The sequence below is a fragment of the Pseudomonas sp. BC42 genome (assembly GCF_021560055.1).
Taxonomy (GTDB): Bacteria; Pseudomonadota; Gammaproteobacteria; order Pseudomonadales; family Pseudomonadaceae; genus Aquipseudomonas.
In genome coordinates, this window is record NZ_CP091067.1 from 883357 (window position 1) to 907457 (window position 24101).

Genomic DNA, 24101 nt, shown 5'->3' on the forward strand with positions numbered 1-24101 from the left:
ACACTGTGACCGTCTGATGGCATTGATCAAAAAACAGACGATTGCTCGCGGCCCCCGGAAAACATGGGCTGGCGGGGCTTTCTCCCAGGTTATCCACAAGCGGCTCCACAGCGGATGTGGGTAAGGCCGCCAGGTTCAGTAGCAGCCCGAGGATTCCCAGACCCGCTGTGCACTGTGATGGAGGATGCCGTGGCGCCGGGCCAGGGCCTGGCGGTCCTTGCTGTAGCCGCCGCCGATCACCCCGACCACGGGAATGTCGCGGCCCAGGCAATGGCGCATGACCCGTTCGTCGCGCTCGGCCACACCGGCATCGGTGAGCTTGAGGTAGCCCAGGGCGTCGTCCTGGTGCACGTCGACCCCGGCGTCGTACAGCACCAGGTCGGGCTGATACAGCGGCAGCAGGTAGTTGAGGGTGTCGTCCACCACCTTGAGGTAGTCGGCGTCGCCCATGCCCATGGGCAGTGGGATATCCCAGTCGCTCTGGGCCTTGCGTGCGGGGAAGTTCTTTTCACAGTGCAGCGAGACGGTCACCGCATCGGGGGTATGTTGCAGGATCCGTGCAGTGCCATCGCCCTGGTGCACGTCGCAGTCGAAGATCAGCACTCGCCCCACGCGCCCGCTTTGCAGCAGGTAATGGCTGATCACCGCCAGGTCATTGAAGATGCAGAACCCCGCCGGATAGTCGTAGTGGGCGTGATGGGTGCCGCCGGCCAGGTGGCAGGCCAGGCCATGTTGCAGGGCCTTTTCGGCCGCCAGCAGGGAGCCGCCGACAGCGCGCACGGTGCGCCGGGCCAGGGCTTCGCTCCAGGGCAGGCCGAGGCGCCGCTGGTCTTCCCGGGACAACTCGCCGCTCATGTAGCGCTCGATATACGCGGGGTCGTGGGCCAGGGCGAGGATGTCGGCCGGGCACAGCTCGGGGCGCAGCAGGTCGGCGTCGTGGGTCAGGCCGCTGTCCACCAGGTGATCGCGCAGCAGGCGGAACTTGTCCATGGGGAAGCGGTGTTCCGGCGGAAACTCGGGGCTGTAGTCGTCGTGATAGATCAGTGGCAATGACATGGCATTTTCTTAGAGGAACCCGTGAAGGATCCTACCAGCGATGTAGACTTGCACCCATGGAAACGGAGGGGCCCGATGGAGCCAATATTGCAACTCGAAAGCGCGCGCCTGTTGCTGCGCCAGTGGCGTGATGATGATTTGCCGGCATTTGCCGCGATGTGTGCCGATCCGCAGGTCATGCGCTACTTTCCCGCCCCCCTGAGTCGTCTGGAAAGTGCGGCGCTGATCGGGCGGATCCGTGGGCATTTCGCCGAGCACGGCTTCGGGGCCTGGGCCCTGGAGCGCAAGGACACCGGTGCGTTCATCGGTTTTACCGGCCTGGGCGTCGTCGGTTTCGAGGCGTCGTTTACCCCGGCAGTGGAAATCGCCTGGCGCCTGGCTCGCGAGCACTGGGGCCTGGGTTACGCCAGCGAGGCGGCCTGGACGGTCTTGCGTTGCGGCTTCGACCGCCTGGCCCTGGACGAAGTCGTGGCCTTCACCACCCGCAACAACCTGCCGTCGCAGAAGGTCATGCAGGCCATTGGCATGCATCACGCCGTCGAGGACGACTTCGAACACCCGAACCTCGCCGGCGATCACCCGCTGCGCGAGCATGTGCTGTACCGCATTACCCGCGAACAATGGCTGGAAACCTTGCATGGATAGCAGGCGCGCACGTTTAGAATGTGCCGACGAGATACCTGGCCCCAATTGATAGACCGCCGCAGCCGAGATTGCGCGGTTTTGCCCTGTGTGAGGAGAGTCTGAATGAGTCATGTGCTGGATGATCTGGTCGATCTGTTGACCCTGGAAGCCATCGAGGAAAACCTGTTTCGCGGTCGCAGCCAGGACCTGGGTTTTCGCCAGCTGTTTGGCGGCCAGGTGCTCGGCCAGTCGTTGTCCGCGGCCAGTCAGACGGTGGAGGAGGCGCGCCATGTGCACTCCATGCATGGCTACTTCCTGCGTCCCGGCGACGCCGCCTTGCCGGTGGTCTACCAGGTGGATCGGGTGCGCGACGGCGGCAGCTTCAGTACCCGGCGGGTGACCGCGATCCAGAAGGGCAACCCGATCTTCACCTGCAGTGCTTCCTTCCAATACGACGAAGAAGGTTTCGAGCACCAGAACAGCATGCCCCAGGTGGTCGGGCCGGAAAACCTGCCGTCGGAGCTGGAGATCACCACCCAGCGCGCGCACCTGATTCCCGAGCACATGCGCGAGAAACTGCTGTGCCCCAAGCCCATCGAAGTGCGCCCGGTGACCGAGAAGGACCCCTACAACCCGCAGCCGATGGACCCGGTGAAGTACGTCTGGTTCCGCGCCGACGGCGCCCTGGCGGACATCCCGGCGCTGCACAAATACCTGCTGGCCTACGCCTCGGACTTCGGCCTGCTGACCACCTCGATGCTGCCCCACGGCAAGTCGGTGTGGCAGAAGGACATGCAGGTCGCCAGCCTCGATCACGCCCTGTGGTTCCACGCCGACCTGCGGGCCGACGACTGGCTGCTGTACGCCATGGACAGCCCCTGGGCCGGCAATTCCCGGGGCTTCTCCCGGGGCAGCGTGTTCAACCGCTCCGGGCAACTGGTAGCCTCGGTGACTCAGGAAGGGTTGATCCGTCATCGCAAGGATTGGGCATGAGTCTTTCAGAGATAAAACACTGGGTGTTCGACATGGACGGCACCCTGACCATCGCCGTGCATGATTTCGCGGCGATCCGCGAGGCGCTGTCGATTCCTCCAGAGGACGACATCCTCACGCACCTGGCGGCCTTGCCGGCGGACGAGTCCGCGGCCAAGCATGCCTGGCTGCTGGAGCACGAGCGCGACCTGGCCCTGGGTTCGCGCCCGGCGCCGGGCGCGGTGGAACTGGTGCGGGACCTGGCCGGGCGCGGTTATCGCCTGGGCATCCTCACGCGCAATGCCCGGGAACTGGCCCACGTGACCCTGGAAGCCATCGGCCTGGCGGACTGCTTTGCCAAGGCCGATGTACTGGGGCGCGACGAGGCCCCGCCCAAACCCCATCCCGGTGGTTTGCTCAAGCTGGCCGAGGCTTGGGACGTGGCGCCGCAGCGCATGGTGATGGTGGGTGACTACCGCTTCGACCTGGACTGCGGACGCGCCGCGGGAACGCGCACGGTGCTGGTGAACCTGCCGGACAACCCCTGGCCGGAGCTGACCGACTGGCATGCCCGGGATTGCGCGCAGCTGCACGAACTGCTGTCGGCCTGAAGGCCTGCTCTCCGGCAAGCCGGCTGCTGCCCGCCCCGTAGGCGCCGGCTTGCCGGCGAAAGCGTCATCGCTGGCAGCGCCTTGGTCTAGTTGAACAGCGCCGCCTGCCCTTCGGCTGAGGTGAACATTCGGTCGCCGTCATGCCCGACGCCGGGTACTTCCACCAGCCGTTGTGGCAAGCCTTGGGGGTGACGCCGCATCAGGTAGTCGAAGTAGTTGCGTCCGCGAATCAGCCGGTAGGCCCCCTGAGTCTCGGCCGCGCAGCTCTTGTCCAGGGCCGGGTGGTTGGGGTCGACGTCCTGCTGGCCCAGCAGGTAGGTGATGTCGCGCGCCACGTAGCCCTGTTCGAGTTGCGCCGGGGACTGCCCGGCGGCATAGGCCGGCAGCCGGTTCAGGCCATATTTCCAGTCATTGAAACCCGGGCAGTTGACCGGCGCGAATGCCACCGGGCGTGTGGCATCGAAGTAGGCGTAGGACGACGGATTGGCGATCACGAAGCGCAGGCCGATGCCGAGCTTTTCCAGCTCGGAATGCTTGCCGCTGGTCAGGGCATAGCGCTGCACCACCTGAGCGCCACCGGAGTGACCGGCGATCACCACTTCCTTGAGTGCGGGAAAGAGCCGGCGGTCCTGCAGGCGCCGGAGGATGGCGTCCAGCACCGCATAGGAGCTGATGGCCACGGGGCCGGCAGCGGGTTCGCCGGCCATCCAGGCATTGCCCTGCCAGCGCAGCAGGGTGGCCGGCAACGGATGGCGGGCGCTGTCGCCCTGGTTGAGAAACTGTGGGGCGATCACCAGGGTCGCGGCGCTTTGCCCGGCCCGTGCGGCAGCATTTTCGCCGCTCTTCAGGTAAGTCTGGGCGTTGCGCAGACGACCGTGAACGATGATCAGCGCCCGCTGTACGCCGGGCAGCGGCTGGCGCCAGTCCTGGCTCAGGCCCAGGGCCAGCTGCCCGCCCTCCAGGGGCAGGCGCCCGGGGCTGATGACCTTTACCCCGTGTTCAGCGGCCTGGGCGCTCAGGCTGCCCAGGCACAGCAGCAGTGCCAGCAGGCGACGCATCTACAGGCTCTTGGCGGCGAAGGTGTCGCACTGGCCGACCTGGCCCTGGCTGAAGCCGGTCTTGAACCAGCGCACCCGTTGCGCCGAGGTGCCATGGGTGAAGGAGTCCGGCACGACCCGGCCCTGGCCTTGCTGCTGCAGGCGGTCGTCGCCGATGGCGTTGGCGGCATTCAGGGCTTCTTCCACGTCCCCCGGTTCCAGCCAGTTCAGGCGTTGCTGGGCGTGGTAGGCCCAGACCCCGGCCAGGCAATCGGCCTGCAGTTCCTGGCGCACCAGCAAGCCGCCATCGCCTTCCATCTGCCGCCCTTGCTGACGCGCCGCCTGGATCTTCGCCGACACCCCGAGCAGGGTTTGCACGTGGTGCCCGACTTCGTGGGCGATCACATAGGCCTGGGCGAAGTCGCCGGCGGCGGAAAAGCGCTGGGCCATTTCCCGGAAGAAGTCCATGTCCAGGTACACCTGGCGATCGGCCGGGCAGTAGAAGGGCCCGCTGGCGGAAGTCGCCGCGCCACAGGCGGAGTTGACACGGCCACGGAACAGAATCAGCTTGGGCGCCTGGTACTGGCGGCCGGCCTGCTGAAAGATCTGGCCCCAGGTGTCTTCGGTATCACCGAGGATGGCGCGCACGAATTCCGCCTGCTCATCGTTGGCCGGGGGCGCCTTGCGCGACTGGGGGGTGGCCGGCGCCGAGGTCTGGCTGCTCTGGCCGAGCAATTGCCCGAGAATCTGCAGCGGGTCCTGGCCGGTGGCCCAGCCGATACCGACGATCAGCACGATCGCCGTCAGGCTCAACCCCTTGCCGCCGCCAAACCGCATGCCACCGCCACTGCTGCTGTCATCTCGCACATCGACGACGTTGTCGCTGCGCCGGCCTTTTTTCCAAAGCATGGGGGAGTCCTCGTTTTTGCTGCTGGTCAGTGTTGCTGGTGGCTCAGACCGGCGCCAGTCCGGTCGTCAGGGATTTTTGCGCACGCTACCATGGCCCGGCGCCGGATCGATCCGGTCCAGACTCATTCGGGGCTTGCTATTGAACATCGATACCCGCATCAAATTCCGTCACCTGGTGTGTTTTCTTGAAATGGCCCGCCAGGGCAGCCTGGCCCGAGCCGCCGATAGGCTGGCGGTGAGCCAGCCGGCAATGTCGAAAACCCTCAAGGAACTGGAGGCCCTGCTGGAAACCCGGCTGTTTGCCAGGAGCAAGGCCGGCCTCAGCCTGACCGAGGCCGGGCGGGCCTTCCTGCGTTACGCCGGGCCTTCGGTGCAGGCCCTGCGCGAGGGCGTCAGCAGCCTGCGCGGCGGCGAATATGCCGCCGGGCTGGTCCGCATCGGCGTGCTGTCCACCGTGGAAAGCCTGCTGCTGCCGGAGGTGATGCGGCGCCTGCACCAGCGGCACTCGGCATTGACCGTGAGCGTGGTGACCGGCCCGAGCGCCTATCTGCTGTCACAGTTGCGGGTCGGCGATCTGGACCTGGTGGTGGGCCGCATGACCGAGAGTCCGGAGATCCAGGGCCTGAGCTTCGAGCACCTGTACAGCGAATCCATGACCCTGGTGGCTCGCCCCGAGCATCCGCTGGTGGTCGGTCCCTTCACCCGTGACGCGGTGAGCGAATATCCCCTGGTGCTGCCCCTGGCCGGCACCAGCATCCGCAAGCATGCCGACAGCCTGTTCGTGCAGTGCGGCATTGCCCAGTCGGCACAGCGTCTGGAAACCCTGTCGGTGGCCCTGAGCCGGCGTTACACCCTGTCCAGCGATGCGCTGTGGATCGCGCCGCTGGATGCGGTGCGCCTGGACCTGGCCAATGGCGAACTGCAGGAACTGGACCTGGGCCTGCGCGAGCCCGGCGGTTCGCTGGGCATCTCCAGCAACACCAGCCTGCCGCTGTCCCTGGCGGCGCAATGGGCGGTCGAGGTACTCAGGGAGGTGGGACAGGCCTATCGCGAAGGCTGTTATCCATAACCATTTGGTTATGGGTTGAGGGCGGCATTTCAATTTTCCGCGCTCCTGATTTGTTTGAAACTGCACCCGCTGCGCTCCATAAATCAAACAACAGGAGAACGACATGTCTGATGCAGACAGCAGTCGCTTCGTGATTCGCGACCGTAATTGGCACCCCAAGGCCCTGACCCCCGACTACAAGACCTCCGTTGCCCGCTCGCCGCGCCAGGCGCTGGTGAGCATTCCGCAATCGCTGAGCGAAACCAGCGGCCCGGACTTTTCCCACCTGCGCACCGGGCGCTTCGATAACGACCTGTTGCTCAACTTCAATAACGGCGGCTTGCCGGTAGGGGAGCGGATCATCGTTTCCGGGCGGGTCTGCGACCAGTACGGCAAACCCATTCCCCACACCCTGGTGGAGATGTGGCAAGCCAACGCCGGCGGCCGTTACCGGCACAAGAACGACCGCTACCTGGCGCCCCTGGACCCGAACTTCGGCGGCGTCGGCCGGGCCCTGACCGACCGCGACGGCTACTACAGCTTCCGCACCATCAAGCCCGGCCCCTACCCATGGCGCAACGGCCCCAATGACTGGCGCCCGGCGCATATCCACTTCTCCATCAGTGGCCCGTCGATTGCCACGCGCTTGATCACCCAGCTGTATTTCGAAGGCGATCCCTTGATTCCGCTGTGCCCGATCGTCAAGTCCATCGCCAATCCGGATGCGGTGCAAAGCCTGATCGCGCGCCTGGACATGGGCAACGCCAATCCCATGGACTGCCTGGCCTACCGCTTCGACATCGTGTTGCGCGGCCAGCGCAAGACCCACTTCGAAAACTGCTGAGGAGCCCGCCATGCCTGTTCAACTGCTGCCTGAAACCCCCTCGCAAACGGCCGGCCCCTATGTGCACATCGGCCTGGCCCTGGCGGCGGCGGGTAACCCGACCCGCCCCGAGGAAATCTGGAACCAGATGGCCAAGCCCGATGCGCCGGGCGAACGGATCCTGCTGATCGGCCATGTGTACGACGGCAACGGCCACCTGGTGCGCGATTCCTTCCTGGAGTTCTGGCAGGCCGATTCTGCCGGGGTCTACGACCCGGTGTTCGACACCGAAAAGCCGTTCAACTGCTTTGGCCGCACCGCCACCACCTTCGATGCCGGGGAATGGACCCTCAACACGGTCAAGCCCGGGGTGGTGAAGAACGCTGCCGGGGTGCCCATGGCGCCGCACATCAACCTGTCGCTGTTTGCCCGGGGGATCAATATCCACCTGCACACCCGGCTGTACTTTGCCGATGAGCCGGAGGCCAACGCCCTGTGCCCGGTGCTGAACCTGATCGAGCAGCCGCAGCGCCGGGAAACCCTGCTGGCCCATCCTTGCGAGATCAATGGCCAGCGCGCCTACCGCTTCGACATCCGCATTCAGGGTGAAGGCGAGACGGTATTCTTCGACTTCTGAAACATCGCCGGGCCGCCCCTCCAGAAACCTTTCCCTGACGCCGCGTCGTGGCGCCAGGGAAGGGTGGGCATCAGTGGTCGCAAGCGTCCCAGGCCGGGGCGAAGTCCGGACTGACCTGACGCTGATCCTTGGGCAGGGCGGCGATCAGCGCCCGGTCTGCATCGTCCAGGCGGATCTTCAGGGAGTCCAGGTTGGCCAGTTGGTTGGCCCGGCTGCTGGCCTTGGGGATCGCCGCGACGTTGTCCTGATCCAGCAACCATTTGAGTGCCACCTGGGTCGGCAACACGCCGTGCTTGGCGGCGATCTGCTGGATCTCGGCCACCTCTGAAACCTTGTTGCGCGCCAGCGGGGTATAGGCGGTCAGCACCATGTCGCGTTCGCGGGCGTAATCCAGCAGGCCGCGCTGCCCCAGCAGCACGTGGTACTCCACCTGGATCGCCGACAACGGCGCGCCCAACTCCTCGACCACCCGGCGCAGCAGGGCCAGGGGAAAGTTGGCCACGCCAATGTGCTTCACCCAGCCTTGTTCCTTGAACGACACCAGGGTGTCGATGCTGCGCTCCAGCTCCCAGTCGCTGGCGGGCCAGTGGATGTGGAACAGGTCGACGTAGTCGCTGCGCAGGGCTTTCAGGCTGCGCTCCAGCGAGTGGCGCATGGCATCGGGCTGCAACTGGTCCCACCAGACCTTGGTGGTGACGTGGATCTGCTCCCGGGGGACCGCGCTATTGGCCAGGGCCAGGCCCACGGCCTCTTCGTTGTGGTAGGCCTGGGCCGTGTCGATGTGCCGGTAACCCAGCTCCAGGGCCTGTTCCACGGCGCGGGTGCATTCCAGATCGAGCATCGGCCAGGTGCCCAGGCCGAGCTTGGGCATGTGCAGGCCGCTGTGGGTCAGGACCGGGCAATCTAGGGTGTGAGGCATGGGCAATCTCCCTGTGGATAAAACAGCGCAGCCGGGGGCGACAGGTCGGCGCGGTGGCCGGCGGTTGAGGGGCGTACAGCACGCTTGGGCGGACGATGCCCGGCCAATAGGGCTGTGGCGCAGTCGCTGGATGCTGGATTTGTGGAAAGTGGTTCCAAAAAATATACGGGCTCGGCTAACCTGCGCACAAGGCGTTGTGCCGGGCCCCGGGTCCGGCCGCGTCGATTCTGGGCGGTAATCGAACCCTGCCGCGCAGTTCCCCAACCGGCCCGTTGTCACTAGAATCGGCCAAATTTTGTCGGGACCCGACCATGGCTGGCAGTCAAATCGAACGCGTCTTCAGCGTTCTCGAACGTCTTACCGGTGACCCCCGCGGCCTGCCCCTGCAGACCCTGGCGGAACAGCTGGAGATCCCCAAAAGTGCAACCCATCGCCTGCTGGCGGAGTTGATTCGCCTGGGTTACGTGCGCCAGAACCCGGACAACCTGCGCTACCAACTGTCCACCCGGTTGGTGGCCATGGGCTTTCGCTACCTTGCGGTCAGCGGCGCCGACATTGTCCAGCCGGTGCTCGATCGGCTGGCCCAGGAGGCCGGCGAGCTGGTGCGCCTGGGCGTGATCGAGGGCGAGCGCCAGACCTGGATCGCCAAGTCCCAGGGCGCCCGTTCCGGTCTGCGCTACGACCCGGACATGGGCCGCGAGGCGCCGCTGTTCTATACCGCTTCCGGGCATGCCTGGCTGGCTACCCTGAGCGATGCCGAGGCCTTGTCGCTGGTGGAGCGCCAGGGCGTGGAGCCCCCGGCGGACCTGGGGCCCAATGCACCGCGCTCGAACATCGAGTTGCTCGAACGCCTGCGCCTGGCCCGCGAGCAGGGCTACGCCTGGGTCGAGGAAAGTTCGGCGGTCGGCACCTCGGCGATTGCCGCCGTGGTGCGTCATCCCATCGATGGCCGGGTGGTGGGCGTGCTCAGCATCGCCGGTCCCAGCGCGCGCCTGCCGTTGGCACGGCTGCACCAACTGGCGCCGTTGCTGCTGCGTTTTGCCGAAGAGCTGTCGGCCGCCAGCCAGGCTTCCGAACTGTTCAACCTGTAGCCGCTGCCGAGCCTGCGAGGCTGCGCAAAGGCCCGCAGGGCCTTGCCTGGCGATCTCCCGTCGAGCAGGTGGTGGCCTTGATATCGCCGCGTCTGTTGCACAGCCGTTCGCAGCCTGCGGCAGCGGCTACAAAGGCTTCGGTATGTCCTCTGTAGCCGCTGCCGAGCCTGCGAGGCTGCGCAAAGGCCCGCAGGGCCTCGCCTGGCGATCTCCCGTCGAACAGGTGGTGGCCTTGATACCGCCGCGTCTGTTGCACAGCCGTTCGCAGCCTGCGGCAGCGGCTACAAAGGCTTCGGTATGTCCTCTGTAGCCGCTGCCGAGCCTGCGAGGCTGCGCAAAGGCCCCTAGGGCCTTGCCTGGCGATCTACCGTCGAGCAGGTGGTGGCCTTGATATCGCCGCGTCTGTTGCACAGCCGTTCGCAGCCTGCGGCAGCGGCTACACGAGCCTCGGCTCGGCACAAAGCCGTTCGATAATCGGACGGTATTTTTTATCCCTCTTGTATGAAAATGGACCTGGGTTCTAAATATTTGGAATTCATCGTCCCTATAACAATCACAAGAGGATCTTCCATTGAACCCGCCACTGCGCATTGCCCTGATCGGCGTTGGCAACATGGGGCAGCAGCACTACCAGCACCTCAAGACCCTGGCCGAGGCCCGGCTGTGTGCCGTGGCCGATCCCGGCCCCGAGGCCTTCGCCGTCGCCGCGCAATGGCAGGTGCCGCATTTCAGCGATCACCGAACCTTGCTCAAGGACATTCGCCCGGACGCGGTGATTGTCGCCAATCCCAACAATCTTCACGTCAGCACTGCCCTGGATTGCCTGGCCGCAGGCGTGCCGGTGCTGCTGGAAAAACCGGTGGGCGTGCACCTGGATGAAGTACGCGAGCTGGTGGCAGCATCGCGCAACACGGGCGTGCCGGTGCTGGTGGGCCACCACCGGCGCCACAATCCATTGATCGCCCGCGCCCATGCTCTGGTACACAGCGGCGCCCTGGGCCGCCTGACCAACGTCACCGCGCTCTGGCAGTTGCGCAAACCCGAGAGCTACTTCGATATTCCCTGGCGCCGCGAGGCCGGGGCCGGCATGTTGCTGACCAACCTGATCCACGACCTGGACCTGCTGCGCCACCTGTGTGGCGAAGTGCGACAAGTGCAGGCCATCACCAGCAACAGCGTGCGTGGCTACGCCAACGAAGATTGCGCCGCGGTGCTGTTGCAGTTCGACAACGGCGCCCTGGGCAGCCTGACCGGTTCCGATGCCGCGGCCGCGCCCTGGAGCTGGGAGCTGGATGCCGGGGAGAACCCGGTGTATCCGCGTCAGGCCGACCAGCCTTGCTACCTGCTGGCCGGCACCGAGGGCGCGCTGAGCATTCCCCAGCTCAAGCACTGGCATTACGCCGAAGCCGGGGAGGGTTGGCATCAACCCTTGCTGATGCAGCAGGAAGCCTTCGAGCCGGGCGAGGCCCTGCGCTTGCAATTGCTGCACTTCGTCCAAGTCGTCCGCGGCGAAGTCGCGCCCCTGGTCAGCGCCGCCGATGCCGCGCGCACCCTGGCGCTGGTCGAAGCGATTCGCCAGGCCGCGGCCACGGGTCGCGCCTGCACCCCAACCCCGATTGAGTGAACGACTGATGAGTGAACGGATTTTTTCCCTGGCCAGCCTGACCGTGCTGGAGCTGTCGCCACCGGAGATGGTGGAGGTGGCGGCACGGGCCGGCTACAGCCATGTCGGCCTGCGCCTGGAACCGGCGACCCCGGAGGAGCATCACTTCCCGCTGGTGGCGGATGCCGGCTTGCGTCGCCAGACCCTGGCGCGCCTGCGCGATAGCGGCGTGCGGGTGCTGGATGTGGAGATCCTGCGGCTCAAGCCGCAGACCCGGGTGGGGGACTTCGAAGCGCTGCTGGCGGTGGGCGCCGAGTTCGCCGCCAGCGAGTTGCTGGTGGCGGGCAATGACCCGGACGAGGCGCGCATGACCGACAACTTCGCCGCCCTGTGCGATCTGGCGCGGCAGTACGGGTTGCACCCGCACCTGGAGTTCATGCCCTGGACCGACGCGCGCAACCTGGAGCAGGCCGTGCGGGTGGTGGAAAACGCCGGTCGTGACAATGGCTGCGTGCTGGTGGACGCCTTCCATTTCGACCGTTCGGGTTCGCGTCTGGCGGACCTGGCCAAGGTTGATCCGGCGCGCCTGCGTTACGCGCAGTTGTGCGACGTGGCCGGGCCGCGTCCGGACGACATGCAGGAGATCCTGCGCCAGGCCCGTAACGAGCGGCGCTTTCCGGGGCAGGGCGATTGTGATCTGGCGGGGTTGCTCAAGTGTCTGCCGCCGGAGTTGCCCCTGAGCCTGGAAATTCCCACGGTGCAATTGCTCGAACAGGGCGTGAGTGCCTTGCAGCGGGCACAGATGGCGCTGGATGCAACTCGCGCGCTGCTGGCCAGGACCTGAGTGGGCGGGAGGGCTTTCGCCGGCAAGCCGGCTCCTACAAATACCCGCTAGGAGCCAGCTTGCCGGCGAAGCTGTGTCTTCAATCACCTTCAAGGAATGCCCATGACCCGCAGCACGCCCCTTTCCGGGGTCAATCAGCCTTTCAAGGGCATCCTGCTGATCGTCCTGGCGACCTTCCTGTTCGCCAGCCACGATGCCCTGTCCAAATACCTCTCGGGGTTCTTCCCGGTGATCATGGTGGTCTGGGCCCGATACCTGGTCCACACCTTGCTGATGGCCGGGATCTTCCTGCCGCAATCCGGCCTGCGGGTGCTGCGCAGCAAGCGACCGCTGCTGCAAGTGCTGCGGGCCTTGTGCCTGCTCAGCACCAGCTTGCTGTTCACCTCGGCGCTGCTGTTCATCCCCCTGGCCGAGGCCACGGCGGTCAACTTTCTCGCGCCGGTGCTGGTCACCGCGTTGTCGGTGCCCTTGCTCGGCGAGCAGGTGACCCGCGGCCAGTGGCTGGCGGTGATCTGCGGTTTTGTCGGGGTGCTGATCATCGTCCACCCGGGCGGTGAACTCTTCACGCCGGCGGTGCTGCTGCCGTTCTGTTCGGCGCTGTTCTTCTGCTTCTATCAACTGCTGACCCGCAAGCTGGCCGAGCACGACAGCCCCACCACCAGCAACTTCTTCGCCGGGTTGTGCAACACCCTGGTGATGACGGCGCTGGTGCCGTTCTTCTGGCAGACCCCGGGGATTGTCCATGGCGTGCTGATGCTGGCGCTGGGGGCCTGTGGCATGTGCGCCCACCTGTTCCTGACCCAGGCCTTTCGCCATGCTGCACCGGCGCTGTTGGCGCCCTTCGGCTATTGCCAGATTGTCTTTGCCGGGCTGCTGGGCTGGCTGCTGTTCAGCCACACGCCGGATGGGATTACCCAAGTGGGCATCGCCGTGATCTGCCTCAGCGGGCTGGCGGCGGCCTGGCAGCAACGCCGCCGCTGAGACGACTCAGAAGCGGAAGCGCACCACCAGGTTCTGCAGGCCGGCCGCCAGGTGCGACAGCTCCTGGCTGGTGGCGTTGGTGTGCGTGGCGGCATCGGCGCTTTCCAGGGACAGGTCGCGGATGTTCAGCAGGTTGCGGTCCACTTCACGGGCCACCTGGGCCTGTTCTTCCGAGGCACTGGCGATCACCAGGTTGCGCTCGTGGATCTGCTCCATGGCCCGGGTGATTTCCCCCAGGGCCAGCCCGGCCTGTTCGGCGATGGACAGGGTCTGGGCCACCCGCTGACTGTTGCCGTGCATGGACTGCACCACGCTGTCGGTGTCGCCCTGGACCCGGCCGATCATCTGTTCGATTTCCTGGGTCGACTGCTGGGTGCGATGGGCCAGGGCCCGCACTTCGTCTGCCACTACGGCAAAACCGCGCCCGGCTTCACCAGCCCGCGCGGCCTCGATGGCGGCGTTCAGGGCCAGCAGGTTGGTCTGTTCGGCGATGGCGCGGATCACGTCCAGCACCTTGCCGATTTCCCGTGACTGCTCGGCCAGGGTCTGCACTTGCTGCAGGGCGGTGCCGACATCGCTGCTCATGGCCTGGATCGAGTCCAGGGTCTCGATCACCCGGGTCTGTCCCTGGGCGGCCTGGGCGGTGGACTGGCGGGTGGTGTCGGAGGTGGACACCGCGTTGCGCGCCACTTCCTCGACGGCCGCGGTCATCTCGTTGACCGCGGTGGCCGCTTGCTCGATTTCGTTGTGTTGCTGCTGCAGGCGGCTGGAGTCCTGGTGGGTGCTCTGGCTCATCTGTTGCGCGGCGGCGGCCAGTTGGGTCGAGGTGCTGCTGATCAGTTGCAGGGTTTCACGCAGGCTGGCCTGCATGCTGGCCAGGGCCTTGAGCAGGCGCGCGGTTTCATCGCTGCCCTCGCTGTGGATCGGGCGGCTGAGATCACCGGCGGCCACTTGTTCGGCCACGCCCACGGCCTGGCGGATGGGCATGACGATGCTGCGAATCAGCAGCCAGGCCAGGCACAGGGTCAGCACGGCGACGGCCAGCAGGGCGCCGATCACCGTGACTTTGACCTGGGTGTACAGCGCGTCGGCACGCTGGGCCGACTGGCTGACTTCCTCGGCGGTCAGGTTCATCAGTTCGGTGAACTGGTCGCCGGTCTGGGTCGAGTAATCCTGGATCTTGCCGTTGAGCAGGGCCGTCATCTCGCTGCTGCGATTGTCCCGGGACAGGGCTTCGTACTCGGCCAGGGCCTGTTGGTAGCTCTTGACCGTGGCGAGGAATGTCTCGTACTGCACCCGGTTGTGATCGCCCACCAGCGGCGCGAACCTGGCCAGGGCCTGGTCGAGCCAGGCTTGCACCTGATGCAGGCGGGCAATGGTGCTTTCCAGCACTTTGGGTTCACGGTTGAGGGCCATGCGCAGGCTCAGCACGCGGATGCTCAGCACGTAGTCGCGCACTTCTCCCAGGTAGCGGGTGCTGGGCAGGGAAATGTTTTCGGTGTGCTGGCCGGTGGCGCGGACTTCGGCCACTTGCTTGAGGGCGAACAGCCCCTGCAGCAGGACCAGCAGGGCAATCACGCCGAAGCTGATCACGGCGCGCTTGGCGATGCTCAGGTTACCCAGCGTCATGGGACGATCTCCGAGTGTGGGAAAACAAAAGGGGGCACAAGCAGATAAAAAAAACGCAGGCCCTGGGCGGGCCTGCGTGAAAGGAGCATCAGTCTTCTACTTGCGGAATCTTGCGAGGGGCCATGAAGTACATCCAGGTCAGGGCAATGAAGTACATGGCCGGGATCAGGGTGAACAGCACGGTGTAGTTGTTGTTGGTGGCGGTGAGGATGTGGCCGACGATCTGGGTCATGAACATGCCGCCGATGGCCGCGCACATGCCGCCGAAGCCGAACACGGTGCTCATCATGTGCTTGGGCGTGTAGTCCATCACCAGGCTCCAGATGTTGGCGGTCCAGGCCTGGTGGGCGCCGATCCCCAGGGAGATGGCGAACACGGCCAGCCACAGGTTGGCGGTGCCGGCGGCCATGATCACGCCGATGATGCAGCAGGCGAACATGAACATCGACAGCAGCCGCGCCTTGATCGGGTTCATGCCGCGACCAATGAGGAACGAGGAGAGGATGCCGCCACCGACGCTGCCGAAGTCGGCGGTCAGGTAGATGATGATCAGCGGGATGCCCATCTGGGTCACGTTGATCCCCAGGTTGTACTGCTGGTTGAGGAACGGCGGCAGCCAGTACAGGTAGAACCAGAACACCGGCGCGGTCAGCGAGTAGGCCAGGGCGAAGGCCCAGGTGCCGCGCATGCGCAGGATGCGGCTGAAGGGCACGCGGGTTTCCTCGGGTTCCGCTTGTTGCTGGATGTAGGCCAGCTCCGACGCTTTGACGCTGGGGTGATCTTCCGGGTTGAAGTATTTCAGGCCCCAGAACAGCAGCCAGATGCCGCCCAGTGCGGCCATGCACAGGAACGCCGCCTGCCAGCCCCAGGCATGCAGGATCAAGGGCAGCAGCATCGGCGTGAACATCGCACCAACGTTGGTCCCGGCGTTGAAGATGCCGGTGGCCACCGCACGTTCACCGGCCGGGAACCACAGGCGCGTGGTCTTCACGCAGGCCGGGTAGTTGGCGGCTTCGGTGAGCCCGAGAATGAACCGGCAGACCATGAAACCCGCCGCCGAAGTGGCCAGGCCGTGGGCGCCGGTGGCCAGGCTCCAGAGCAGCACGGCAAAGAAGAACACCCGCTTCACGCCGATCCGGTCGATCAGCCGGCCCTGGAGCACGAAGCCCACGGCGTAGCCGACCTGGAACCAGAAGTTGATGTTGGCGTAGTCCATCGCCGTCCAGCTCATTTCCTTGGCCAGGATCGGCTGCATCACGCCCAGGGCGGCGCGATCGATGTAGTTCAGGGTGGTGGCGAAGAACACCAGGGCGAGCATGCCCCAGCGGGTCTTGCCGACGGCCATGGCGCCGCGGATCTTGTCGCCGATACCGCCGGCAACACGCAGGCTCGGGGCGATGCGAGAGCTTTGAGAAGGAATCATGTAAGCCATCCGTTCAGTGACTGACGAGCCAGGGCTCGTCGGAACTCTAAGGCGCGTGATCAATCGTCAGCGAGGGCATGTGCGCCGGGGACTGGGTGATTGATCGGCTGGGTAGGTTCGTCGTTGCGGCGTTGCTGCAGGTGGACGAACGTCATCGGGACGACCGCAGCTCAGGGCTGTCGCGTGTCGTGATCCAGGGTGCCGGTTGAGGTCGTTCCAGGCGCAAGCCAAAGGGATGAGCAGCAGGGCGGGGCGTTGAGTGCAAGCATGAGGGTGTACCCGATTTTTGAAATTTTTATGGTCTGTTCTGGGTCTGGGTGATTGAAGCCGCGGTTTCCGGGGCAGCTCAATGTGTTGTCGATGGTGCGCAGTGGCCGAAAAATCGTCAATTCGCCAATCGGCATTCTGTTCGATAATCGAACACAAAACTAACTGGTTCGTACACTTTAAATCATGCTGTGGAATAATCCGCTCCATCGAATAAAAGGCTCGGGCGCCACCGGCCGTCATTTCCCGGGAGTTGAATCATGCAGCGTTCCATTGCCACCGTTTCCTTGAGCGGCACCCTGCCGGAAAAACTCGAAGCCATTGCCGCCGCAGGGTTCGATGGGGTGGAGATTTTCGAGAACGATCTTCTCTACTACGACGGCAGCCCCCGGGAAATCAGGCAGATGTGCGCCGACCTGGGGATCGCCATCACCCTGTTTCAGCCGTTTCGGGATTTCGAGGGCTGCCGCCGTGATCGCCTGGCGCGCAACCTGGAACGCGCCGAACGCAAATTCGACCTGATGCAGGAGCTGGGCACCGACCTGGTGCTGGTGTGCAGCAACGCCCAGGCCGACAGCCTCGGGGAGCGGCAGATCCTCATCGACGACCTGCACCTGCTGGCCGAGCGGGCCGGCGCCCGTGGCTTGCGCATCGGCTACGAGGCCCTGGCCTGGGGCCGTCATGTGAATACTTATCAACAGGTCTGGGACATCGTGCGCAGCGCCGATCACCCGAGTCTCGGGGTGCTGCTGGACAGCTTCCACACCCTGTCGCTCAAGGGCGACCCGGCGGCGATTGCCGAGATTCCCGGGGACAAGATCTTCTTCGTGCAGATGGCCGACGCGCCGATCCTGGCCATGGACGTGCTGGAGTGGAGCCGGCATTTTCGCTGCTTCCCCGGCCAGGGCGAGTTCGACCTGCCGGGCTTTCTGGCGCCGATCATCAAGAGCGGCTACACCGGGCCGCTGTCCCTGGAGATCTTCAACGACGGTTTTCGCGCCGCGCCGCCGCGGGCCAACGCCGCCGATGGCCTGCGTTCCCTGCTGTACCTGGAGGAGAAGACCCGCGAGCGCCTGCTGCAGGAAGCGCAGCCGGTTCCCAACCTGGACATCCTGTTCGCCCCGCCGGCAGTTGAAGCCTATGGCGGCACCGAGTTTCTCGAGTTCGCGGTGGACGATGCCCTGGGCGCCAAGCTGGGGAGCTGGCTGGAGCGCCTGGGTTTTGCCAAGGCCGGACAGCATCGTTCCAAGAACGTGAGCCTGATGCGCCAGGGCGATATCAACCTGATCCTCAACGCCGAGCCCTATTCCTTCGCCCACAGCTTCTTCGAGGCCCATGGCCCGTCGGTGTGTGCCACGGCCATCCGGGTCAAGGACAGTGCCAAGGCCCTGGCGCGGGCGGTGGCCTACAAGGGCCAGCCCTATCGCGGCCTGGTCGGTCCCAACGAGCTGGAGCTGGCAGCGGTGCGCGAGCCCGATGGCAGTCTGATCTACCTGGTGGACCCGCAGCAGGGTGGCCAGCACCTGTACGCCACCGATTTCAACCTGTACGAAGGGGTGCAGGCCAAGGGCGGCCTCAAGCGCATCGACCACATGGCCATGGCCCTGCCGGCGGACAGCCTCGACAGCTGGGCGCTGTTCTACAAGAGCCTGCTGGATTTTGAAGCCGATGATGAAGTGGTGCTGCCCGATCCCTATGGCCTGGTGAAAAGCCGGGCCCTGCGCAGCCGCTGCAGCTCGATCCGCTTGCCGCTGAACATCTCGGAAAACCGCAACACCGCGATCTCCCATGCGCTGTCCAGCTATCGCGGCTCGGGGGTGCATCACATCGCCTTTGATTGCGACGACATCTTCGCCGAGGTCAGCCGGGCCAAGCAGGCCGGGGTGCCGCTGCTGGACATTCCGCTCAACTACTACGACGACCTGGCCGCGCGCTTTGACTTCGACGATGAGTTCCTCAGCGAGCTGGCCTACTACAACGTCCTGTATGACCGCGATGCCCAGGGCGGTGAGCTGTTCCATGTCTACACCGAGGCCTTCGAAGGGCGCTTCTTCTTCGAGATCATCCAGCGCAAGAACGGCTACGCCGGTTATGGCGCGGCCAACGTGGCGGTGCGTCTGGCGGCCATGGCCAAGTCCCGCAGTGGCGCGGTGCGTCAGGCCAAGTTGTAGCGGATTGGTAACCGGAGGCGGCAAACCGCCGCCTCTGTGCTTTCTTTCGCGACAGGACGCGGCCCATAATCGCCCGCGTGTGCAGTGATGGCCGTGAGCCCAGAATGACAATGACCAGTGAACGCTCGATTGCGCCCGATGAGCCAGCTCTCGAACCGCGCAAGAGTCGCAAGAACAACCCGGAAAAGACCCGCGAGAACATCCTTCAAGAAGCCATTGTAGAGTTCGTCCAGCAGGGCCTGTCCGGCGCGCGGGTGGATGCGATCGCCGAGCGCATCCACACCTCCAAGCGCATGATCTATTACTACTTCGGCAGCAAGGAGCAGCTGTACGTCGAGGTGCTGGAGAAACTCTACGGCGATATCCGCAGCACCGAGAGCCGCCTGCACCTGGCGGAACTGGCGCCGCAGGAGGCGATTCGCCGGCTGGTGGAGTTCACCTTCGATCACCACGACCGCAATGTCGATTTCGTGCGTATCGTCAGCATCGAGAACATCCACAAGGGCGAGTACGTCAAGCAGTCCGGCGTGATCAAGGCGATGAACAACACCATCCTCCATGCCCTGGGCGAGATCCTCGAGCGTGGCGCGCAGGAAGGGGTGTTCCGCAGCGGCCTGGATCCGCTGGACGTGCATTTGCTGATCAGCTCGTTCTGTTTCTATCGGGTGTCGAACCGTCATACCTTTGGCGAGATCTTCCAGATCGACCTGCCGGACGAAGCCATCAAGCAACGGCACCGGGAAATGATCTGCGAGTCGGTGCTGCGCTACCTGCAAGCCTGACGCCACTGCCGGTAGGAGCTGGCTTGCCAGCGAAAGCGTCCGTAAGATCGCCATCGCCACCCCGGCTCCTACAACATCCCCCTCGACAAGGAAGGCACCATGGGCAACCCCGTTCCCACGCTGAAAATCATCCTGATCCTGATGATCGTCGTTGACTCGTTCTGGTTCGGCGAGCGCCTGCTGTCCCTGACCGGGTTCAGCGTATTCGACTGGCTGCCGAGCGCGCTGATCAATGTGGTGGGCCTGTTCGGCAGTCTGCTGATGATTCTCTTCAACGTGCTGCTGATCGGCCTGCTCTCGCGCCTGCAGCTCAAGCCCGAGTAGGCGCAGTACCTGTAGCCGCTACCCAAGGCTGCGAACGAGCCGCAGGCTCGCCAGCTTCCCGACGGATGCCGAGGCCCCGGCGAGGCCTGTCGCAGCCTGCGGCAGCGGCTACAGGCGCATTTCAGCCATTCATGCTCTGGAAGTGCGCCAGCATCCGTTGCGGGTCGGCGCTCCGGCCGCTGAACAGCTCGAACGCCTTGACCGCCTGGAACACTGCCATGGTGCCGCCGTCCAGGGTTCGGCAACCCAGGGCGCGGGCGTTGCGCAACAGCTCGGTTTCCAGTGGGAAGTAGACGATCTCGGCCACCCACAGGTCTGCCCGCAGCAGTTCCAGCGGCACCGGCATGCCCGGCAGCTTGGCCATGCCCATGGGCGTGGTGTTCACCAGGCCGTCGGCGCTGGCCAGGGTACTGGGCAGGTCGGTGCCGGCCCTGGCCCGACCGGCACCGAAGTGCTGGTTGAGGTTGTCCGCCAGACTCTGCGCCCGCTGGTTTTCCACATCGAAAATGCTCAGGTGTTCCACGCCCTCACTGAGCAGGGCGTGGGCCACTGCCGCGCCGGCGCCACCGGCCCCCATCTGCACCACGCGGCGTCTGGCCACGCCTGGCAGGCCACGGCGGAACCCTTCGGCAAAACCCAGGCAGTCGGTGTTGTGGCCGACCCGCTTGCCGTCCTTGAGCACCACGGTGTTGACCGCGCCAATGCCGCGAGCTTCCGGGGACAGCTCGTCGAGCAGCGGCAGGATGCTCTGCTTGCAGGGAAAGGTGATGTTCAGTCCGGTGAAGTTCATCCGTTCGGCGGCCTGGAGCAGGTCGGGCAGGGCGCTGCTGTCGAGCCCCAGTTGGTCCAGGTCGATCAGCCGGTACAGGTAGCGCAGGTTTTGCGCATCGCCTTCGTGTTCATGCAGGGCCGGGGTGCGCGAAGCCTGGATGCCGGCACCGATCAGTCCGGCGAGTACGCCTGTAGGGCCTGTCATAGACCTTGCTCCTTGAACCGCAGGCTGAAGTGTTCCAGCGCCAGGCGATAACCGTGGCTGCCGAAGCCGCACATCACCGCCAGGGCGATGCCCGAGACAAAGGAGTGATGGCGGAAGGGTTCGCGGGCGTGGACGTTGGACAGGTGCACTTCGATCACCGGCAGCTCACTGGCTACCAGGGCATCGCGGATCGCCACCGAGGTGTGGGTCCAGGCGGCAGGGTTGATCACGATGCCGGCGCAGCGGCCGCGGGCGGCGTGGATCCAGTCGAGCAATTCGCCTTCGTGGTTGGTCTGGCGAAATTCCACGGCCAGGCCGAATTCCTCGGCGGCACGGCCGCACAAGGCAGAGACATCGGCCAGGGTTTCGTGGCCGTAAGTCGCCGGTTCACGAGTGCCGAGCAGGTTCAGGTTCGGGCCGTTGAGCACCAGAACGATAGGACGCATGGGGGTAGATCTCCGTTGTTATTGTCAGCCTCGGGAGAAGGTACGAGGCGCTGGGGAGGTAAATTGTACTAACTGGTTAATTTGGTCAATTGATGGCCGAGAGCCGAGGCCGGGAAGGTTGATTAAGTGTTCGATAATCGAACGCTGTTATGGGCGATGGCCGTGGCAAGGCCCTGCCCGGCAATAAATGCTGACGACTTTGCAACTGCCGTAAGGCTGCCCTGGCCCTCTCCGGGGCTAACCTCAAGCAGGTCACCTCCTGCTGCTCTTTCAGGCCAGTGGTCGGATTAATCATGGAAACATGAGTCTTTGGACTCAATAACCTAACGGATGGGTTAGCATGAAAGTGTTCGTTTACAAGGGCTATGCGGTCGTCGTCATGTTGCGTGACGAACATTGCCCACCCCATGTGCATGTGGATGGCGGTCGTTGGAGTGCCCGTTTTCGCTTCAGCTTCTGGCACAACGGCGTCGAGCTCTGGGACGTTGTCCCCCATGGTCGTCGCCCGGCGCTGGCAGTCCTTGAGGGCTTGCGCCAGGCCTTGACGCAACGGGTGCATCTGGCTCGGCGTATCTGGTGGAGCAAGCTGCGTACCTTGTGCCTTGAGCAGCAGTTGTGGGATTGGCAAGCGAACGCTGTGGTGGAACGTTCAAGCGCCGGCTGCAGGGTGTACCTGATCGAGTCGGCGCACTACGTGGAACAACGAAACCTGACGCGCCTGACCCTGGTGGGCGCGGCGCAAGGAGTGGAGATCGAACTATGAAAGTCATCAAAGCAGCGGTGCCGGTCGATGTGCCTTTGACCCAGGCGTTGCTGGATCAAGCGGTCGAACGCGGTGAAGCGCGTCATGACGCGGGTTTGCAAGTCAGCACCTTGAGCTATGCCGCCGGGTGCCTGTGCCTGGGCTTTGCCGATGGCAGTTCGATTCATCTACCGGTGGACAACTATCCCGAGCTGGCGGCGCTGAGCGACACCCAGTTGCAGCAACTGCAGCTGGGCTTTTCCGCCACGGCGGTGTGCCATGAGGCTGTTGACCTGCAGGTGTCGATTGTCGGGCTGCTGTCTGCCAGCGAGCCGCTGATGAAACTGGCGACCCAGTTGGTCGCGTCCCGCAACGGTCGGCAAAGCAGCGCGGCCAAGGCTCGGGCGGCGCGCCTTAACGGCAAGAAGGGCGGCCGGCCGCGCAAGGTGGAGGCGCCGGCCCAGGCGCCGGAATGAGGTTGACCGGCGCCAGAGTGGATCGCCAATGAATATTGATATCAATTGAAAATCATTCTCGACTGATCTTAAGATGCCCGGCAATTTCCTTCATGTTCCAGGGAGTAGGTTTGTCGGACGTGGATCTCAAGGGACTGTTTCTCAAGCATGCCGCTGCCTTGCGTGGGTATCTGGCGCGCAAGGTACGGGACCCGCAGTTGGCCGCAGATCTGGTGCAGGAGAGTTTCCTGCGGCTGGCCGAGCATCGGCACGGCGAGCGGATCGACAACTCCCAGGGCTATCTCTACCGCACGGCGAACAACCTGCTGATCGACCATGTACGTCAGGAAGCGCGGCGCAAGACACAGACCGTGCCCCATGAAGTGCTGGCCGACATCGAGGATGAGGCGGCCGGGCTGGAGGCTCAGGCGATGGCGCAGCAACAGCGCAAGGCACTGAAACAGGCGATCACGGAACTGCCGCCGCGGACCCGGGAAATCTTTCGCCTAAACCGCATTGAAGGCATGACCCACGCCGAGGTGGCCCGGCACCTGAACATTTCCGACAGCTCGGTGCAAAAGCACCTGGCCCGGGCACTGGCCTATGTGATGCAACGCCTGCAGGCTACCGACGGTCGGCCGGTTGACCAGTGAGTTACGGTAAAAGTCGGGGTCAGACGTCACTGCTTATGTATAACGAGAAATCGAGATTCACACGTGAATAGCCAGGGTCCGCAAGAGCGCAGTATCACCGAGGCCGCTGCCGACTGGGCGGTGCGTTTGCAGGCGGGAGGGCTGAGCGCCGTCGAGCAGGCGCAGCTTGCCCAGTGGCAGGCCGCCGACCCGCGTCACCCCGAGGCCCTGGCGTTTGCCCGGCAGACCTGGGAAGCCCTGGGAGAGCTGCGCCTGGACCCGGAGCTGGCCGGCACGGCGCCGCCACGGCGTCAGGCAGGAAGGCCGGCGGCGCATCGAGCGCGCCGCCGGCGTCTGCTGCCACGAGTTGCCAGCGCGGCCGTGCTGGTGCTGGCGGTCGCCCTGGGCTGGCTGCAAGGGCCGCAGGCGCTGCTGTACCTGCAAGCCGACTACCTGACCGGAAAAGGCCAGGTGCGCGGCGTGCAACTGGCCGATGGCAGCACCGTGGAGCTGGATTCGGACAGCGCCATCAGTCTGGATTTCAGCGACGAGAAACGTCAGGTCCAGCTGTTGGCCGGTTCCGCGGTGTTTGACGTGGCGCCCATGGTCGGCGAGGAAAAGCGCCCCTTCATCGTACGCAGCGCCGGTGGCCAGACCCGGGCCCTGGGCACCCGTTTCGTGGTCGGTCGGGAGAGCGACCAGCAAGCCTGGGTCGGGGTGTTGCAGCACAGTGTCGCGGTGAGCCTGGATGCCCCGGCGCAGGGTGGCACTGGCGAGCAGGTTGTGCAGCAAGGGCAGAGCGTGCGCTATGACCCGCAGTCAGGCGTGGTCGCCCTCGATGGGCTCGACCTGCAACGGGCCACCAGTTGGCGGCGCGGTGTGCTGGTGTTCGATCGCCAGCCCCTGGGCGTGGTGGTGGAGCGTCTGAATCGCTATCGCCCCGGGCGGGTGGTGCTGGCCAACAGGGCCCTGGCCCAGCGGCAGGTCAGCGCGGTCTTCCGCCTGGACATGCTCGACGCCGCCCTGGTCACCCTGACCCAGGAGCTGCAGGTGCAACGTTTCGACCTGGCCGGCGTCAGCCTGATTTACTGAGGCCTGC

At 64.9% G+C, this 24101-nt stretch carries 25 protein-coding genes; 17 read left to right on the forward strand and 8 right to left on the reverse strand.

Annotated features, from left to right (window positions below):
* Nucleotides 1-135: 135 nt before the first annotated feature.
* Entirely contained in the window at nt 136-1056 is a 921-nt protein-coding gene (locus L1O02_RS04135; protein ID WP_108546183.1) for a histone deacetylase, read from the reverse strand.
* Nucleotides 1057-1131: 75 nt separating this feature from the next.
* Here L1O02_RS04135 and L1O02_RS04140 point away from each other — a divergent pair, with 75 nt between their 5' ends.
* From L1O02_RS04140 to L1O02_RS04150, 3 genes are all read left to right on the forward strand, one after another.
* Nucleotides 1132-1701 carry a GNAT family N-acetyltransferase gene (locus tag L1O02_RS04140; protein ID WP_108546184.1) on the forward strand — a complete coding sequence of 190 codons (570 nt, stop codon included), beginning with the start codon at nt 1132-1134 and terminating at the stop codon, nt 1699-1701.
* A gap of 102 nt (nt 1702-1803) precedes the next feature.
* Entirely contained in the window at nt 1804-2673 is an 870-nt protein-coding gene (gene tesB, locus L1O02_RS04145) for an acyl-CoA thioesterase II (RefSeq protein ID WP_060841220.1), read from the forward strand.
* Nucleotides 2670-3263: an HAD family hydrolase gene (locus L1O02_RS04150; protein ID WP_060841219.1), complete on the forward strand. Its 594-nt coding sequence runs from the start codon at nt 2670-2672 to the stop codon at nt 3261-3263. Before tesB ends, L1O02_RS04150 begins: the two co-directional genes overlap by 4 nt.
* An 86-nt stretch (nt 3264-3349) precedes the next feature.
* On the opposite strand, the gene L1O02_RS04155 is transcribed toward L1O02_RS04150, so the two are convergent.
* Nucleotides 3350-4321, reverse strand: coding sequence for a hypothetical protein (locus L1O02_RS04155; RefSeq protein ID WP_108546186.1), 972 nt, complete (start codon nt 4319-4321; stop codon nt 3350-3352).
* The gene (locus tag L1O02_RS04160) at nt 4322-5209 is read right to left on the reverse strand and encodes a neutral zinc metallopeptidase (protein WP_235759586.1); all 888 of its coding nucleotides are present in this window, start codon (nt 5207-5209) and stop codon (nt 4322-4324) included.
* Nucleotides 5210-5348: 139 nt separating this feature from the next.
* Here L1O02_RS04160 and pcaQ point away from each other — a divergent pair, with 139 nt between their 5' ends.
* The 3 genes from pcaQ to pcaG all read left to right on the forward strand — a co-directional run bounded on the left by pcaQ (nt 5349) and on the right by pcaG (nt 7717).
* Nucleotides 5349-6278: a pca operon transcription factor PcaQ gene (pcaQ, locus tag L1O02_RS04165; RefSeq protein WP_235759589.1), complete on the forward strand. Its 930-nt coding sequence runs from the start codon at nt 5349-5351 to the stop codon at nt 6276-6278.
* A gap of 103 nt (nt 6279-6381) precedes the next feature.
* Nucleotides 6382-7101, forward strand: coding sequence for a protocatechuate 3,4-dioxygenase subunit beta (gene pcaH, locus L1O02_RS04170; RefSeq protein ID WP_060841215.1), 720 nt, complete (start codon nt 6382-6384; stop codon nt 7099-7101).
* A 10-nt stretch (nt 7102-7111) separates the two neighbouring features.
* A complete protein-coding gene (gene pcaG, locus L1O02_RS04175; RefSeq protein WP_235759591.1) occupies nt 7112-7717 on the forward strand; it encodes a protocatechuate 3,4-dioxygenase subunit alpha in 606 nt (201 codons plus the stop codon).
* 70 nt (nt 7718-7787) lie between these two features.
* On the opposite strand, the gene L1O02_RS04180 is transcribed toward pcaG, so the two are convergent.
* The gene (locus L1O02_RS04180; protein WP_060841213.1) at nt 7788-8636 is read right to left on the reverse strand and encodes an aldo/keto reductase; all 849 of its coding nucleotides are present in this window, start codon (nt 8634-8636) and stop codon (nt 7788-7790) included.
* A gap of 311 nt (nt 8637-8947) precedes the next feature.
* On the opposite strand from L1O02_RS04180, the gene L1O02_RS04185 reads away from it, so the two are divergent.
* The 4 genes from L1O02_RS04185 to L1O02_RS04200 all read left to right on the forward strand — a co-directional run bounded on the left by L1O02_RS04185 (nt 8948) and on the right by L1O02_RS04200 (nt 13155).
* Entirely contained in the window at nt 8948-9727 is a 780-nt protein-coding gene (locus tag L1O02_RS04185; protein ID WP_060841212.1) for an IclR family transcriptional regulator, read from the forward strand.
* 571 nt (nt 9728-10298) lie between these two features.
* A complete protein-coding gene (locus tag L1O02_RS04190; RefSeq protein WP_108546190.1) occupies nt 10299-11351 on the forward strand; it encodes a Gfo/Idh/MocA family oxidoreductase in 1053 nt (350 codons plus the stop codon).
* A gap of 7 nt (nt 11352-11358) precedes the next feature.
* Nucleotides 11359-12174 (forward strand): sugar phosphate isomerase/epimerase, encoded by an 816-nt coding sequence (locus L1O02_RS04195; RefSeq protein ID WP_060841210.1) that lies wholly within the window; start codon nt 11359-11361, stop codon nt 12172-12174.
* A 102-nt stretch (nt 12175-12276) separates the two neighbouring features.
* Nucleotides 12277-13155, forward strand: coding sequence for a DMT family transporter (locus tag L1O02_RS04200; protein WP_108546191.1), 879 nt, complete (start codon nt 12277-12279; stop codon nt 13153-13155).
* 6 nt (nt 13156-13161) lie between these two features.
* On the opposite strand, the gene L1O02_RS04205 is transcribed toward L1O02_RS04200, so the two are convergent.
* Nucleotides 13162-14784, reverse strand: a complete 1623-nt coding sequence (locus L1O02_RS04205; protein ID WP_108546192.1) for a methyl-accepting chemotaxis protein — start codon at nt 14782-14784, stop codon at nt 13162-13164.
* Between the two features lie 88 nt (nt 14785-14872).
* Nucleotides 14873-16207, reverse strand: coding sequence for an MFS transporter (locus L1O02_RS04210; RefSeq protein WP_060841207.1), 1335 nt, complete (start codon nt 16205-16207; stop codon nt 14873-14875).
* Between the two features lie 527 nt (nt 16208-16734).
* On the opposite strand from L1O02_RS04210, the gene quiC reads away from it, so the two are divergent.
* From quiC to L1O02_RS04225, 3 genes are all read left to right on the forward strand, one after another.
* A complete protein-coding gene (gene quiC / locus L1O02_RS04215; RefSeq protein ID WP_108546193.1) occupies nt 16735-18645 on the forward strand; it encodes a 3-dehydroshikimate dehydratase QuiC in 1911 nt (636 codons plus the stop codon).
* Nucleotides 18646-18749: 104 nt separating this feature from the next.
* On the forward strand, nt 18750-19427 hold the full coding sequence (locus L1O02_RS04220) for a TetR/AcrR family transcriptional regulator (RefSeq protein ID WP_060844695.1): 678 nt from the start codon (nt 18750-18752) through the stop codon (nt 19425-19427).
* Nucleotides 19428-19526: 99 nt separating this feature from the next.
* Entirely contained in the window at nt 19527-19751 is a 225-nt protein-coding gene (locus tag L1O02_RS04225; RefSeq protein WP_060841204.1) for a hypothetical protein, read from the forward strand.
* 121 nt (nt 19752-19872) lie between these two features.
* Here the strand turns inward: L1O02_RS04225 and L1O02_RS04230 are convergent, their stop codons facing one another.
* Together L1O02_RS04230 and aroQ are read right to left on the reverse strand one after the other, a co-directional pair.
* Nucleotides 19873-20727 (reverse strand): shikimate dehydrogenase, encoded by an 855-nt coding sequence (locus L1O02_RS04230; RefSeq protein WP_235759593.1) that lies wholly within the window; start codon nt 20725-20727, stop codon nt 19873-19875.
* Complete coding sequence (gene aroQ / locus L1O02_RS04235) at nt 20724-21173, reverse strand: type II 3-dehydroquinate dehydratase (protein WP_016967261.1); 450 nt, start codon at nt 21171-21173, stop codon at nt 20724-20726. The genes L1O02_RS04230 and aroQ overlap by 4 nt, the downstream gene beginning before the upstream one ends.
* Before the next feature lie 340 nt (nt 21174-21513).
* On the opposite strand from aroQ, the gene L1O02_RS04240 reads away from it, so the two are divergent.
* The 4 genes from L1O02_RS04240 (at nt 21514) to L1O02_RS04255 (ending at nt 24094) form a co-directional block, all read left to right on the forward strand.
* Nucleotides 21514-21936, forward strand: coding sequence for a DUF4160 domain-containing protein (locus L1O02_RS04240; protein ID WP_235759595.1), 423 nt, complete (start codon nt 21514-21516; stop codon nt 21934-21936).
* Nucleotides 21933-22391, forward strand: coding sequence for a DUF2442 domain-containing protein (locus L1O02_RS04245; RefSeq protein WP_235759597.1), 459 nt, complete (start codon nt 21933-21935; stop codon nt 22389-22391). The genes L1O02_RS04240 and L1O02_RS04245 overlap by 4 nt, the downstream gene beginning before the upstream one ends.
* Before the next feature lie 110 nt (nt 22392-22501).
* Nucleotides 22502-23023 (forward strand): RNA polymerase sigma factor, encoded by a 522-nt coding sequence (locus L1O02_RS04250; RefSeq protein ID WP_060841202.1) that lies wholly within the window; start codon nt 22502-22504, stop codon nt 23021-23023.
* A gap of 63 nt (nt 23024-23086) precedes the next feature.
* Nucleotides 23087-24094, forward strand: a complete 1008-nt coding sequence (locus L1O02_RS04255; protein WP_235759599.1) for a FecR domain-containing protein — start codon at nt 23087-23089, stop codon at nt 24092-24094.
* Nucleotides 24095-24101: the final 7 nt, after the last annotated feature.